Annotated in this window: 1 protein-coding gene and 1 pseudogene; both read left to right on the forward strand. The window is 40.4% G+C overall.

All coding sequences use genetic code 11. The features are described from left to right. Positions 1-319: 319 nt before the first annotated feature. Positions 320-595, forward strand: a pseudogene (locus F6K49_RS52770) (hypothetical protein); the annotation flags it as partial. A gap of 72 nt (positions 596-667) precedes the next feature. Next, positions 668-997, forward strand: coding sequence for a helix-turn-helix domain-containing protein (locus F6K49_RS52775; RefSeq protein WP_293111102.1), 330 nt, complete (start codon positions 668-670; stop codon positions 995-997). Positions 998-1,027 lie beyond the last annotated feature (30 nt).

Below are 1,027 nucleotides of genomic sequence, written 5' to 3' on the forward strand. Positions count from 1 at the left end.
CGTTGTTTCCCCCATGAGCGACTGCATCAAGACAATGTTTAGAGATTTTAAAAGCGATGCAGCGCGGTCTTGGGGAGGCAGTGCGGTCTTGGGGGTTCCCCCGGAGACGAAACCTTAGATAGTGGAGCCTTTATAGTTAGCAGGTTATGCAGAAAAGGGTTAAATATTTGTTAATAAGGCTCCACTATCTTACGGTAACTATCGCCTTTGGCGACGCTTGGCCGTAGGCCACGCCAAAGGCGAACGCGAACAAACCATGAGCGACTGCCGTGGTTTCCCCCATGAGCGACTGCATCAAGAACAGGAGGCTATAACGCGCGAAGACACTAATGTCTATGGTGATCGGTTGATTTCGCTAATTTTATTGATATCAATAGCCTATACTTCTGCTACTATTTAAGGACAGCAAATTAAAGCGATGCAGCGCGGTCTTGGGGAGGCAGCGCGGTCTTGGGGGTTCCCCCCATGAGCGACTGCCGTGGTTTCCCCCATGAGCGACTGCATCAAGACACGAAAAGGAATTCAAAAATATATCGGTAGAGTAAAAGAAGATGGCCGTTCACAACGACGACACAGTAGTTTTTATATAGCAATCCTAAATCATTTGGAAAAAATAAACTATTATAATATAATGAGTTTTATTAACTAAAAAAAATAGAAATTATTTATGAAGAAAAAAATCGAGCAGGTTAAAGCTAATGTTCAAGAAGAACTAGAAAAATTTATCGAAAGCAATCCAGAACCAAGAGAGCTAAAAAGAGCCTTAGCTATTCGGATGCTTATTCAAGGTTTTAAAGTTACAAAACTTCAAAAAACCTTAGGGATTTCTGCTGCTTTTGTTAGCCAATGTAAAGTTCGTTTTGCCCTAGAAGGTATTGAGGGATTGAAACTAAAACATAAAGGCTCAAAAGGATACCTTAATCAAAGCGATCGGACTTCTATAATTGAGTGGTTAAGAAGTCAAAATCAGATAGATTTAAGTAAACTAGAAAATTAGATAGAAGATAATTATGGCATCAAATTTCAG

The sequence above is a fragment of the Moorena sp. SIO3I6 genome (assembly GCF_010672095.1).

What these genes read in the sequence shown, in the direction of transcription:
- F6K49_RS52775 (WP_293111102.1), top strand. Translation starts at nt 668, where the DNA reads ATGAAGAAAAAAATCGAGCAGGTTAAAGCTAATGTTCAAGAAGAACTA.